At 43.8% G+C, this 12,869-nt stretch carries 12 protein-coding genes and 1 tRNA gene; 8 read left to right on the top strand and 5 right to left on the bottom strand.

The features are described from left to right. Window positions 1-347 precede the first annotated feature (347 nt). From petA to Q0K92_RS06280, 6 genes are all read left to right on the top strand, one after another. The gene (gene petA, locus Q0K92_RS06305; protein WP_297324959.1) at window positions 348-956 is read left to right on the top strand and encodes a ubiquinol-cytochrome c reductase iron-sulfur subunit; all 609 of its coding nucleotides are present in this window, start codon (window positions 348-350) and stop codon (window positions 954-956) included. Further along, a complete protein-coding gene (locus tag Q0K92_RS06300) occupies window positions 957-2,204 on the top strand; it encodes a cytochrome bc complex cytochrome b subunit (protein WP_297324958.1) in 1,248 nt (415 codons plus the stop codon). It abuts the gene before it with no gap. Window positions 2,205-2,208: 4 nt separating this feature from the next. Next, window positions 2,209-2,931 carry a cytochrome c1 gene (locus Q0K92_RS06295; protein WP_297324957.1) on the top strand — a complete coding sequence of 241 codons (723 nt, stop codon included), beginning with the start codon at window positions 2,209-2,211 and terminating at the stop codon, window positions 2,929-2,931. A 48-nt stretch (window positions 2,932-2,979) separates the two neighbouring features. Next, a complete protein-coding gene (locus Q0K92_RS06290; protein WP_297324956.1) occupies window positions 2,980-3,579 on the top strand; it encodes a glutathione S-transferase N-terminal domain-containing protein in 600 nt (199 codons plus the stop codon). Continuing rightward, on the top strand, window positions 3,576-3,998 hold the full coding sequence (locus Q0K92_RS06285; RefSeq protein WP_297324955.1) for a ClpXP protease specificity-enhancing factor: 423 nt from the start codon (window positions 3,576-3,578) through the stop codon (window positions 3,996-3,998). Before Q0K92_RS06290 ends, Q0K92_RS06285 begins: the two co-directional genes overlap by 4 nt. A 36-nt stretch (window positions 3,999-4,034) precedes the next feature. Beyond that, window positions 4,035-4,110: transfer RNA gene (locus tag Q0K92_RS06280), tRNA-Thr, on the top strand. A 316-nt stretch (window positions 4,111-4,426) separates the two neighbouring features. Here Q0K92_RS06280 and Q0K92_RS06275 read toward each other — a convergent pair. From Q0K92_RS06275 to Q0K92_RS06265, 3 genes are all read right to left on the bottom strand, one after another. Then, entirely contained in the window at window positions 4,427-4,984 is a 558-nt protein-coding gene (locus Q0K92_RS06275) for a hypothetical protein (protein ID WP_297324954.1), read from the bottom strand. A 1,281-nt stretch (window positions 4,985-6,265) separates the two neighbouring features. Beyond that, window positions 6,266-7,546, bottom strand: coding sequence for a diguanylate cyclase (locus tag Q0K92_RS06270; protein ID WP_297324953.1), 1,281 nt, complete (start codon window positions 7,544-7,546; stop codon window positions 6,266-6,268). Window positions 7,547-7,790: 244 nt separating this feature from the next. After that, complete coding sequence (locus tag Q0K92_RS06265) at window positions 7,791-8,438, bottom strand: DedA family protein (protein ID WP_297324952.1); 648 nt, start codon at window positions 8,436-8,438, stop codon at window positions 7,791-7,793. Between the two features lie 257 nt (window positions 8,439-8,695). On the opposite strand from Q0K92_RS06265, the gene Q0K92_RS06260 reads away from it, so the two are divergent. Beyond that, the gene (locus tag Q0K92_RS06260) at window positions 8,696-9,151 is read left to right on the top strand and encodes an NUDIX hydrolase (RefSeq protein ID WP_297324951.1); all 456 of its coding nucleotides are present in this window, start codon (window positions 8,696-8,698) and stop codon (window positions 9,149-9,151) included. 4 nt (window positions 9,152-9,155) lie between these two features. Beyond that, the gene (mnmA, locus tag Q0K92_RS06255) at window positions 9,156-10,232 is read left to right on the top strand and encodes a tRNA 2-thiouridine(34) synthase MnmA (RefSeq protein WP_297324950.1); all 1,077 of its coding nucleotides are present in this window, start codon (window positions 9,156-9,158) and stop codon (window positions 10,230-10,232) included. Between the two features lie 18 nt (window positions 10,233-10,250). Here the strand turns inward: mnmA and recG are convergent, their stop codons facing one another. After that, entirely contained in the window at window positions 10,251-12,290 is a 2,040-nt protein-coding gene (gene recG / locus Q0K92_RS06250; protein WP_297324949.1) for an ATP-dependent DNA helicase RecG, read from the bottom strand. Between the two features lie 43 nt (window positions 12,291-12,333). Next, entirely contained in the window at window positions 12,334-12,720 is a 387-nt protein-coding gene (locus tag Q0K92_RS06245) for a RidA family protein (RefSeq protein WP_297324948.1), read from the bottom strand. Window positions 12,721-12,869 lie beyond the last annotated feature (149 nt).

Raw genomic sequence — 12,869 nt, 5'->3', positions numbered from 1 at the left:
TCTGAGAATATCAACAGATCCAGGTTGGAGATGATGAGAAGATCTGTGGGAATGTATTTTTGAAATCAGTTATGGCGCTGTATGGGTTCGGTTCTTATAAAATGAAATGATGAATCTCTGCGCTATAGAGTCGGATTGTTAATTCAATTTTTATAATTTCATTATATATTATAGTAAGTTATAAATACTTTTAAGTATTCTCTATAATCCTATAATGGTTATGTTATACTGCGCACTTTTATAATTTAAGCTTTACAAAAGTGCTGGTGAGATTAGCGTAAAGTGAGTTTGCCGTTTTATTGATTAATAGTTTTTTGTGAAAAATATTACTGATGGAATAGTTGAATATGGCAGATAGTTTCAGCATCAATGATGAAATGAGTGGCAGGCGGAAGTTTTTAGTCGCTGCCACTTCTGTGGCAGGTGGTATTGCGGGCGCTGCGATTGCAACGCCTTTTTTGTTAAGTATGATGCCTAGTGAACGAGCTAAAGCAGCAGGAGCACCGGTAGAAGTTGATATATCAAAGCTTGAGCCCGGCATGCTCTTAATGGTTGAGTGGCGTGGAAAAGTTGTTTGGGTTTTGAACCGCACGCCGGAGATGCTGGAAACACTTGTAAAAGTGGAAGGCGAATTAGCCGATCCGAATTCAGACAAGAAACAGCAACCGGAATACGCTAAGAATCGTACACGTTCGATTAAGCCAGAAATACTGGTTACCGAAGGTGTATGTACGCACTTAGGATGCTCGCCTGTGTTTAGGAAAGAAATTGCTCCTGCTGATCTGGGTCCAGATTGGTTAGGCGGTTTTTTCTGTCCTTGTCACGGGTCAAAATTTGATTTGGCAGGGCGCGTATATAAAAGTGTACCGGCTCCAACCAATATGGTTGTTCCTCCTCATACATATTTGAGCGATAGTCGTCTTTTAATTGGATCTGAAAGTGAGGGATCTGCGTAAATGAGTAAGTTATTTAGTTCAATGATCGAATGGGTCGATAAACGTTTTCCATTAACGTCCAACTGGAAAGCGCATCTTTCTGAGTATTATGCACCCAAGAATTTTAATTTCTGGTATTTCTTTGGCTCATTGGCCTTATTGGTACTGGTCAATCAACTGATTACCGGAATTTTTCTTACTATGAATTACAAGCCGGATGCTAGTCTGGCTTTTTCTTCAGTAGAATACATCATGCGTGATGTGGATTATGGCTGGTTAATCCGCTATATGCATTCCACAGGTGCATCCATGTTTTTTGTCGTGGTTTATCTGCACATGTTCCGCGGAATGATGTATGGATCTTATCGGAAGCCTCGCGAACTGTTGTGGCTGATCGGTATGGTCATATTCTTTGTGCTGATGAGCTTGGCATTTACCGGATATATTCTGCCTTGGGGGCAAATGTCTTACTGGGGTGCACAAGTGATTGTGAGTATGTTTGGAGCCATTCCAACGATTGGAGAAACGCTTCAACAATGGCTGCTGGGAGATTTTACACTTTCAGATGCTGCACTCAATCGTTTCTTTGCTTATCACGTCGTAACATTGCCCTTAATACTTTTAATACTAGTTTTTGCGCATATTTTAGCGCTGCACGAAGTTGGATCAAATAATCCCGACGGCATCGAGATAAAACAAAATAAAAACCCCACAACAGGCATTCCGGTAGATGGGATACCATTTCACCCCTATTATTCAGTTAAAGATATAGTTGGTGTTGTAGTATTTCTGATGGTGTTTTGTGGAATTATTTTCTTTGCTCCGGAAATGGGCGGCTATTTCTTAGAGTACAATAATTTCATACCCGCTAATACACTGCAAACACCGGATCATATTGCACCAGTCTGGTATTTCACGCCTTACTATTCAATGCTACGGGCGGTGACTGTTAATTTTCTGTGGATAGATGCAAAGCTATGGGGTGTGATATTGATGGCTGGTTCAGTGGTTATCTTCTGTTTCTTGCCCTGGTTAGATCGAAGTCCGGTTAAATCAATACGCTACAAAGGCGCATATTTCAAAACAGCCTTAACACTTTTTGTGATTAGCTTTTTTGTATTGGGTTGGCTCGGAACAAAATCTCCGACTCCTTTATATACTTTATTAGCGCAAATCTTTACAGTCATCTATTTTGCTTTCTTTATTTTAATGCCATGGTATAGCAAGATAGATAAAACAAAACCTGAGCCAAAAAGAGTAAAAGAGTAAAAAAATGAAGAAAATAACGATTCTTATATTTGTTGTGTGTATGGCTCCATTTAGTTTGTTCGCTGCTGAGTCTGGTATGCCATTAGATAGTGCTCCAGTTAACACAACTGACAATGCTTCGTTGCAGCGGGGGGCAGAAAGTTTTGTCAATTATTGCCTAACTTGTCACGGTGCAAGTTTCATGCGCTATAATCGCCATCGTGATATCGGATTCACCAATGAACAAATTCTTGATAAATTGGTATTTACAGGTCAAAAAGTTGGCGATCTGATGCAGTCAGCAATGTGGAAAAAAGAAGGCGAGGAATGGTTTGGCGTTGTGCCACCTGACTTATCAGTGATAGCTCGCTCGCGAGGAGCGGATTGGTTATATACTTACTTACGGGCATTTTACCGTGACGACTCCACAGTGACCGGATGGAACAATCTGGTTTTTGATCGAGCAGCGATGCCTCACGTATTATATCAATTACAGGGTGAGCAGAAACTGGTTGTTAAAACAAGTGATAAAGGTGAGCAAAAGACCCTGGTTCTTGATAAGCAAGGAGAAATGACCAAGGCTGAATTTGATAAATTTGTCGGTGATCTGGTTAATTATCTGGTTTATTTAGGCGAACCTCACGCCAATGCTCGTAAGGAATTGGGTCTTACAGTAATGGCTTTTCTTTTAGGTATGCTGATTTTATCCTACGCATTAAAAAGAGAATATTGGAAAGATATTCATTGACGTTAAACTTGCTGAATATATTGGTAACTAGGTCAGAGAATAGAAGTTATGATGACATTATATTCAACAATTACGTGTCCATACAGTCATCGGTGCCGGATTGTTCTGCACGAGAAAGATATGGATTTTCAAGTAATTGACGTTGATCCAAATAATAAATCAGAAGACTTGGCGGTAATTAGTCCATACGGTAAAGCACCTGTACTCGTAGAACGAGATCTGGTGCTTTATGAGTCAAACATCATCAATGAGTATATTGATGATCGTTTTCCTCATCCTCAATTGATGCCTGCAGACCCAGTAATGCGTGCTCGTGCGCGTTTATTGTTATATCGCTTTGAACAAGAATTATTCTGCCATATTGCTGCGTTTGATAGCTCAGATCAAAAGACAATAGATAAAGCACGTTCGGTGATCGCAGATCATCTGACGATGATTTCTCCAATCTTTGATAAACAGAAGTTTATGCTGGGTGATGAATTCTCAATGCTTGATGTAGCAATAGCACCGTTATTGTGGCGTCTCGAGCATTTTGAAATTCGTTTGCCTAAACAAGCAGCCCCATTGTTGAAGTATGCAGAAAGGTTATTTAGTCGCCCACTGTTCATTGACGCACTGTCAGCTTCAGAGAAAGTTATGCGAAAATGAGTGCCAATTCTACCAAACCATATTTAGTTCGCTCTATCTATGACTGGTGTATTGATAATGGTTTTACACCCTTTATTTCTGTAAAAGCTTATCCAGGACTTGATATGCCAATAGAATATATCAAGAATGACGAGATAATCTTTAATATTAGTGCGGGGGCTGTGCATAATATTATGATTGGTAATGAGATTATTTGCTTTATGGCACGTTTTAATGGTGTGTCAAGAAAATTAGAAATACCGATGAGCGCCATTAAAGGTATATTCGCAAAAGAAGTAAATCAAGGGATAGCATTCACGCTTGATGAGGGAAATGAGAATAAAAAAATATTGAATAATGAAGAAAGTAATATAACTACAGATTCTTTGACTTATCAGTCTAAGAATGCAAGTAAACCCAATTTACGAGTAATCAAATAACTCTCTCAGTTTAGATTCATTTTATTATTGTGCCGTGCCGGCATAGCTCAGATGGTAGAGCAGCTGATTTGTAATCAGAAGGTCCCGAGTTCGATTCTTGGTGTCGGCACCATAAAAACAATAAGTTACGTTATATATAAAAATTATATAAAACCAATGTAGACTCTATGTAGACGATAAATTGGTGGATAATTACTGGCGATAACATAGTGTCTGCAAAAAAGTTCTAATTTAATGATTGGGTTGTAACAGCTCGCGTTATTTAGTTCTGAAATGTAGTGGTTCAGATTATGTCTGACATTTCTTTAGTGTGGGCTTATTACAATTCGACAGCCTGCTTATGACCAAATGCAAATACAACGGTTCTCTGGTCACATATAAACGAATATTAGATATACTAGCGAGAAACTTTTAAATATAAACAAAAATTAGCTTATATTTAAAGTGTGTTCGCCCTTTTTATAAAAGGGTCCAACTACATAGTCAGACTTGTTTAGTTCCTCATCAATCATCGATGTTGTAAATATGACTTGATAGTCATATTCCAATTCATCACATTTTCTCACTAGAACACGCTGAAAATTTTGACTTCTTTCGGCAGTCATACCTTTGTCCTCCATATTATCCATTAGGATAAATCTCGGCAATCTTGCCCTTCTGTCTTTCACTGAATGAATAAATATTGCTGCTCTAATTGAGTTCTTCATTATTACCATAGAGCTTGCAGAGAATTTTGACCGACCGTTAACTGCCATTTTGTCTCTAGCAAAGTCGAATGTTATATCCTCAGGGTTATCAAAAACATTTTCATAACCTCCATCGCATGAAATAAGCTCCTTTGCATAAGCTTCGATACTTGAATATACTTCAACAACTCTATTTTTCGTACTTTCCTCAATTGCTACGCTCAGCGCCGGGTTGGCGATGACTAATTTGGATTTTGTAGTGATATAAATAAAGCAGGTGATTAAAAAATAGAATCCCACATAGAACACAAAGCAAAAAGAGGAAATGAATGAAGCTTGTTAGCGGTCTAATTATTTGGGTATTGTTTTGTATTTCAATGCATACAATTGCAGCGCCCGTAGCACCCGTACTTACTTATTCTCTCGATGGAGCTAATGATAAATGAACGAGTTGCAATCTTAAAAGTTTTGCGGGTGCAACCCCAATATAAATTCAAAGCTACGCCTGATTCCATAAAACATTGGCCCATAGTCAGAGGCACTCCTGGATGTAGGAACTCAGACGAGTTTTTCTGCCATTTGTGGGAAGGCACAGCCTTCGATATTGGCAGCCCAGGCAGGATGGCCAAGGGTCTTAGCGGATACCTCGATATATAGAGCTTTACGATTACATACTCCCATTTTCTCCTCGGTAAAATTCTTTGCATAATCCTTAGGATCCATTAGAAAGAAACAAGTGCAGGAACTGACTGCGGCAGCGTGCCAAGGAAGCTGATTAACGGAATTGTTGAGATTAATCAATTAAACGATACGGTAACGATAAAATTTCCAGGGGGATCTGCCATCGGTGACATACTGGATAATGAGGAACTGGGAATGTTTGGAAATATTTCCGAAGAGGGTGGGGGCACGACTCAAATCGTAATGGACTTCTTTATTACACCGGGGAATCCAAACTTATCTGGATTTGCAGGATGGACGTGGGTGAATGGATCAACACAATGTTCCGGTAGTTCGAATATCTCCCTTTCAAGATGAAATGGTTATTGGCCAGATAAAGAATTTGATAGAGCCGCTGCACGGCTTCAGTCATTGATAAAGTTATTTTCACTGGAGTGACTACGCAGCGATGGCGGCGGGCAGACTTTGTGGTCGATAGACAAGGTGTGATAAGAGTACATCCTCAGTTGGCCCGGATAGTGGTTACTAAAGCTTTGTTGCCTGATGGCGTAATCCGAGACGAAATTAATGCTTATGTGGATTTGCTTAAACGATTGGGTGGCAAATCATTGAAGCCTGCTATTCAACAATCATTCAATGTTTAAGCAAGAATCGACTGATAACTCTGTTACAAGCTGCTACCAAAGGCCACGCCGGTGACAATCGGTTTAATTTCTGACAAGTTTTAGTATCCACGTCAAAAGTGTACGGCGTTTTGGGAGAAGTTAACATACCCCGTCTGGATGCGCTTGAGATTCATCTGGAAAGCGCGCTAAGAAACCTTGAATCAAGCCAGGAAACTATGCGCAGCATTACCCGATGGGACTGGATTATTAATGCTGTTTCTAAGTAGAAGTAGAATTATAAGCGTGTCATCACTTGATTGCCGCCATTTGATTGTGCTTGACGGATGGCTTCTCTGGCTGCTTTGAATATTTCAGAGAAATTTTCTGTTGAATCTTGGCGTATTTCAGCGATGCCGAAACTTGCGGTTGCATCCAAATCTGACGGGTGCAAATTTTCGATGGATTTGCGAATCTTTTCTGCAACGATCGCCGCATTCGAAGCATTGCAGTGCGACAGTAGTAATACAAATTCTTCTCCATCAAAACGAGCGGCGATATCTTCTTGACGGATGGACTTGGTTAATAGGGAAGCTACTTCTCTCAGTACCGTATCACCTCTTGGATGGCCATAATTTTCGTTGACTGACTTGAATTGATCCATGTTCACAATAACCAGGCTGCATGGAATATCGTATCGCGCCGCTTCGCACATTTTGGATGGCGCGGCTTCCATCAGGAAATAGCGATTATATAGACCGGTCAACGGGTCTTTCATTGCCAGTTCTTGTAAGAGATTTTGTTGTGTGATTGCTTTGTCAAGTAGCTTTTTACTGGTGATGAGGTTACTGACTCTGGCAAGTAATTCTTCCTGAATAAGTGGTTTGGTGACATAATCATTGGCTCCCAAACGCAACAATTCCACTTTGTGCGCAACTTCATCGAGAACTGAAAATACCAGCAAGGGTACATATTTTTTACTTTCATCCTCGAGGTGCCGTAGCGCCTTTACAGTGCCATAACCATTTAATTTGCCTTTGAGCAATATATCGGTGAGGACCAAATCGTAAGCATATTTCTGGAACGCTGCGATACCTTCCTCGCCGCTAGCGAAATGATCGACCGTATATCCGCTCTCTCTTAACACTGCTGATGTCATGCTTGCGGCTGATGGACTATCTTCGATATACAATATTCGTCCTGACATCGTTTTGCTGCCGTTCTTTCGGGAAAATTGGGCAGTGTAACTGGTGATTTTGTCCAGTTCATGTTTGGCAAATATTTCTGTGACACCTGCGGAAAATGCTTCATCCAATAATTTTTTATCTTCATTCGAAGTAACCATCACTACGGGTATTTGCCGGGTGCGCAAGTCAGCCCGCAAGTGTGAGGAAAACATCGAGGCATCCATGTCCTGTAAATGCATGGCAACAAACACCAGATCAAAAGGTTGTTTTCTCAGCAGCATCAAGGCTTCACTACCACTTGACACCTGCTGGGTTTCAAGCCCGCCCGATTCGATCGCAGATGATAGAAGTTTTTGATATGTTCTGGATGGTTCAACGATAAGTCCTTCCATATTCTGGTGCTCCCTTTTGCGCAAATTTGGTTATTAATGGGATCAAACATGCTGCTTAAAAAATTTGAATTGTTATAGCGACATAACTATCGAATTTTTTAGAGAAATTCTTGGCAAGAATAGGGAATGTATGACAAACGCGTTGATCTATATCGACTTACTATAAGAGATCGGTATACATGATGTAGGTCTTCACTGCGAAATGTATTGCTGAGAATGTGGTGCTTACGCGAGACGGATCAATTTATTGGGATGCATTTTTATTTTTATAGCGATGCTTGAGGTATTCAATGATGGGCGGGGTTATCGATAGAATAATGATGGCCAGGATAATGAGCTTGAAGTTTTGTTGTACCATCGGCAGTTGCCCGAAATAGAAGCCGGCATAAATAAATATCCCGACCCATAGTATGGCACCCACGATGTTATAAGTGATGAAGGTGCGATAGGGCATGGTTCCAACGCCGGCAACGAATGGCGCGAAGGTGCGAATAATGGGAATGAAGCGGGCGATGATGATCGTTTTGGCGCCATATTTGAGATAAAACGCGTGGGTTTTATCGAGATATTCGCGTTTGAAGAAACGGGATTCCTGCGAGGTAAAAACTTTGGGGCCGGCTTTTTTGCCGATCCAGTAATTGACGCTATCCCCTAAAATACCTGCAATGCATAGTCCGGCAAACAGGACATGGGGATTAAGTTGCGAATTTTCCAATGATGCAAGCGAGCCTGCGGCGAACAATAATGAGTCTCCGGGTAATAAAGGCAGTACAACCAGCCCGGTTTCACAAAATATGATCAGGAAGAGAATGCCATAAATCCATAACCCGTATTCTGAGGAGAGTTGCTGGAGATGTTTGTCAATGTGGAGAATGAAATCAATAAGAAACATGGGGATAGGAAAGATAAAATATATTGACAACTTGGTTGTGTGTATGGGGCCATGTCGAATCATGGCTTATCCGTATAGCAAAATAATTGCATAGCTATTCTAAGCTATTTATATGACAAAGATGCTATTAGTTCCGGTGTCACGCGACGAATCTCAACCGAACGGATAGCACCAATGCGATAATAAGCGCATCAAATGTAGAGCACGGATATTAATCTTTGCTAAATTTTTCATGATTATCTATCCAATATGAAACTATGATCTGGAAACCCAATGTAACAGTAGCAGCCATTATTGAGCAAAATGGAAAATACTTGCTGGTGGAGGAAGAACCGGAGGCGGGTTCCGGTTTGTTTTTAAATCAACCGGCAGGCCACTTGGATCCTGGAGAATCCATCATGCAGGGGGCCATACGGGAGACACTGGAAGAAACAGCGTATACCTTTGTGCCCGAATATGTGCTGGGTATTTATCAATGGCACTCGCAGCGCGTGGATGTGACCTATCTTCGTTTTGCATTTGGTGGTCGTGTTACGAGTCATGACCCTGAACGCATATTGGATCACGGCATCTTGCGCGCAGCCTGGTTTGGTTTGGATGAGATTCATCACATGATTGGCCGTCATCGCAGTCCGCTGGTCATGCAGTGTATCCGCGATCATATCGCCGGCAAACGTTATCCACTGGAGCTGCTGACTTACTATGAGTCATGAGTCAATGAAAAAACAGCGCGTGGTTGTCGGCATGTCGGGCGGTGTGGATTCTTCTGTGGCGGCCTATTTGTTGAAGCAGCAGGGTCATGAAGTGGTGGGTTTGTTCATGAAAAACTGGGAAGATGATGATACCGATGAATATTGCTCTTCCCGTCAGGATTTTCTGGATGCGGTGTCAGTCGCCGATGTGATTGATATTCCGATCGAAGTGGTGAATTTCTCAGCAGAATATAAGGATCGTGTTTTTTCACATTTTCTTGCCGAGTATCAGGCCGGACGAACGCCCAATCCGGATGTGCTATGCAATGCTGAAATCAAGTTCAAGGCGTTTCTGGATCATGCCACTCAATTGGGCGCCAGCTATATTGCGACAGGGCATTATGCCCAGGTGAGGAAAGTTGGCGGCTTGTTTCAATTGCTGAAGGGCGAAGACGGCACCAAGGATCAGAGTTACTTTTTGTATCGCCTGAATCAAGCACAGCTTGCCAATACACTGTTTCCAATTGGGCATTTGTATAAACGCGAAGTACGCAAGATCGCCAAGGAATTGAAGTTGCCCAATTTCTCCAAAAAAGACAGCACAGGGATCTGCTTTATCGGGGAGCGCCCATTTCGGGAATTTCTGAATCGCTATCTGCCGCATGAACCCGGAGAAATCCAAACCCCTGAAGGAAAAGTGATCGGCCGGCACATCGGGCTGATGTATTACACCATCGGACAACGACAAGGATTGGGAATCGGCGGTACACGCGATGGCAATGACGAGCCTTGGTTTGTATCAGCCAAGGATACCAGCAGCAATGTACTGATTGCAGTGCAAGGCCACAATCATCCTGATTTGCTGCGTCCGTCTCTCAAAGCAACCGATCTGACGTGGATCAGTGGAGCACAACCGCATTGCAACTGGGTGTACGCTGCTAAAACCCGCTATCGCCAAACCGATGCGCCTTGTGCGATTGCAAGTTTTGCTCAGGATTGTTGCCAGGTGGATTTTGCGCAAGATCAATGGGCGATTACACCGGGTCAGTCGGTTGTTATCTATGAAAGCAGGGTGTGCCTGGGTGGCGGAATTATCATGTAGCGTTCGCTGGCAGGTCGTTTATACCCGCAGATATTCCGTTTTATCCCCTAACCAGCGTTCAATATGCCGTTGCGCCAGATCTGGATAGTCGTTGAGCATCTCATCCGCGGTGGTTTGTGCCGCTGTCAGTAACTCGCCATCCTGTTCCAGATCGGCAAAACGCAGCATCGGCACGCCACTCTGGCGCGCCCCCAGAAATTCACCGGGGCCGCGCAAATTTAGATCCTGGCGGGCGATTTCAAAGCCATCCGTGTGTTCAAATATGATTCTGAGCCGCTTGCGGGCAATGTCTGACAAAGGTTTCTGATACAGTAAAATACAAATGCTGGCTTCCGATCCGCGTCCGACGCGACCGCGCAATTGGTGCAGTTGCGACAAACCCATGCGCTCGGCATTTTCAATCACCATCAAGGATGCATTCGGCACATCCACGCCCACTTCGATGACGGTGGTGGCGACTAATAATTGAATGTCTCCTTGTTTAAACAACGCCATCACTTCGGTTTTCTCCTGCGTTGGCAAACGCCCATGTACCAGGCCGACGTTTAAATCCGGGAACACCTGACATAAATTTTCATAGGTTTCCATGGCGGTTTGCAGTTGCAAAGTGTCTGATTCTTCAATCAACGGACATACCCAATATACTTGCTTGCCTTGCTGGCAAGCGTATTGAATGCGCGCAATGATTTCACTGCGACGATCGTCGGCGATTAATTTGGTTACGATTGGCGCTCGGCCGGGTGGTAATTCGTCGATGACCGATACATCCAGGTCGGCGAAATAACTCATCGACAGGGTGCGCGGAATCGGCGTGGCGCTCATCATGAGTTGATGCGGCACAAGATTGGACTGTGCACCTTTCATGCGCAACGCCAGACGCTGGTGTACGCCAAAGCGGTGCTGCTCATCAATAATCGCCAAACCCAACTGATGAAATAGCACTTGCTCTTGAAACAAGGCATGCGTCCCCACGGCGAGTTGCGCGGTGCCGAGCGCGATGTCGTTCAGTATCGTTTGCTTGTGTTTTTTCTTCTGACTGCCGGATAACCAGGCAACACCAATTCCCAATGGTTCAAACCAGGCGGATAATTTCTGGAAATGCTGCTCGGCAAGGATTTCCGTCGGCGCCATGATAGCGGCCTGGAAACCATTTTCAATCGCCTGCAACGCCGCCAGTGCGGCGACAATGGTTTTGCCACTACCGACATCGCCTTGCAGCAGGCGTTGCATCGGGTGAGCGGCAGCCAGATCATGGCTGATTTCTGCGGCTACTTTGATTTGTGCAGCCGTCAGTTTGAAGGCAAGCTGCTCGAGAAATGGTTTCGTCAGCGTATTCTTTTGCGCAAGCACTGGGGCGGAATGGCTGCGCCGCTGCCGGTAGTGTAAGCGCATGGATAATTGCTGCGCCAGCAATTCATCAAACTTGATGCGTCGCCATGCCGGATGTGTGCGGGCTTGCAAGGCTTCTATCGATACTTCCGGGGGCGGATTGTGCAGGCACATGATGCTGTCCCGCAAACCGGCCAATCGATATGTGCTGATGATTTTCTCAGGCAAGGTCTCGGTTAGCGTTTGCACCGTGTGCGCATCTTGTAACACTTGCTCGATCAGCTTGCCCAGGGTTTTTTGTGTCAAACCAGCGGTGGTGGGATAAATCGGTGTCATGGTATCGGCGAGGGATTCGCCTTCGCGCACGATACGGCATTTGGGGTGCACCATTTCCGCGCCAAAGAACCCGTGGCGGATTTCGCCCAGCAGCCGCACGCGCTTTCCCACTGCGTAGGTTTTGATCTGGCTGCCGTAGAAATTCAAAAAACGCATTACCAGGATGCCGCTGTTGTCTTCAACCTGACAAACCAATTGCCGCCTGGGACGGACAACCACTTCATTATGGACAATCACCCCCTCAACTTGTACTGTCTGCCCTGGCGGCGCGTCGGCGATTGGGAATAGGTGCGTTTCATCTTCGTAACGAATCGGCAGATGCAATATCAAATCCAGTTCATGACGAATGCCTAAACGGGATAATTTTTCCTGTACATTGGCACTGACAGTCATTGCAGTGTCGGGCGATATTGCATCTGGTTTGATTGGATTTTTATTACTGCAGTACCATGACTCCGTCCATTTCCACCAGAGCGCCACGTGGTAAGGATTTAACGCCGACCGCCGCACGTGCCGGATAAGGTTGTGCAAAATGACTGGCCATGATTTCGTTGACCAATGCAAAATTATCGAGATCGGTTAGGAATATGTTTAATTTTGCAATATCATTCAGGCTGCCGCCGCTGGCTGCCGCCACTGCTTTCAGATTGGAAAATACTTGTTGAATTTGTGCTTCAATCCCATTGGCCATTTGCATACTGACGGGATCCAACCCGATCTGGCCTGACAGATAAACGGTATCCCCTCCACTTACCCGGACTGCCTGAGAATAGGTGCCGATTGCCTGTGGCGCATCCGCGGTGTGGATTATTTGCTTTGTCATTTTTTCTCCTGATGAATTTACGCAATATTTTTTTGTTATAGTAGGGTGCTAGTGCACAACAATATAGTAAGTACGCTACAGCAGTATGATGCAGTGAACCATGGCACATTTCAACCGGCTGAAGCTGTTTATTTGCCGGATGTCCGGCC

Source organism: Nitrosomonas sp. (assembly GCF_024282095.1).
Lineage (GTDB): Bacteria > Pseudomonadota > Gammaproteobacteria > Burkholderiales > Nitrosomonadaceae > Nitrosomonas.
Note: the sequence above shows the minus strand (reverse complement) of the source record. Positions and strands in the feature narration are given on the sequence as shown.

What these genes read in the sequence shown, in the direction of transcription:
- Q0K92_RS06260 (WP_297324951.1), top strand. Translation starts at nt 8,696, where the DNA reads ATGATCTGGAAACCCAATGTAACAGTAGCAGCCATTATTGAGCAAAAT.
- recG (WP_297324949.1), bottom strand. Translation starts at nt 12,290, where the DNA reads ATGACTGTCAGTGCCAATGTACAGGAAAAATTATCCCGTTTAGGCATT.
- Q0K92_RS06285 (WP_297324955.1), top strand. Translation starts at nt 3,576, where the DNA reads ATGAGTGCCAATTCTACCAAACCATATTTAGTTCGCTCTATCTATGAC.
- mnmA (WP_297324950.1), top strand. Translation starts at nt 9,156, where the DNA reads ATGAAAAAACAGCGCGTGGTTGTCGGCATGTCGGGCGGTGTGGATTCT.
- Q0K92_RS06300 (WP_297324958.1), top strand. Translation starts at nt 957, where the DNA reads ATGAGTAAGTTATTTAGTTCAATGATCGAATGGGTCGATAAACGTTTT.
- petA (WP_297324959.1), top strand. Translation starts at nt 348, where the DNA reads ATGGCAGATAGTTTCAGCATCAATGATGAAATGAGTGGCAGGCGGAAG.
- Q0K92_RS06290 (WP_297324956.1), top strand. Translation starts at nt 2,980, where the DNA reads ATGATGACATTATATTCAACAATTACGTGTCCATACAGTCATCGGTGC.
- Q0K92_RS06265 (WP_297324952.1), bottom strand. Translation starts at nt 8,438, where the DNA reads ATGTTTCTTATTGATTTCATTCTCCACATTGACAAACATCTCCAGCAA.
- Q0K92_RS06270 (WP_297324953.1), bottom strand. Translation starts at nt 7,546, where the DNA reads ATGGAAGGACTTATCGTTGAACCATCCAGAACATATCAAAAACTTCTA.
- Q0K92_RS06295 (WP_297324957.1), top strand. Translation starts at nt 2,209, where the DNA reads ATGAAGAAAATAACGATTCTTATATTTGTTGTGTGTATGGCTCCATTT.
- Q0K92_RS06245 (WP_297324948.1), bottom strand. Translation starts at nt 12,720, where the DNA reads ATGACAAAGCAAATAATCCACACCGCGGATGCGCCACAGGCAATCGGC.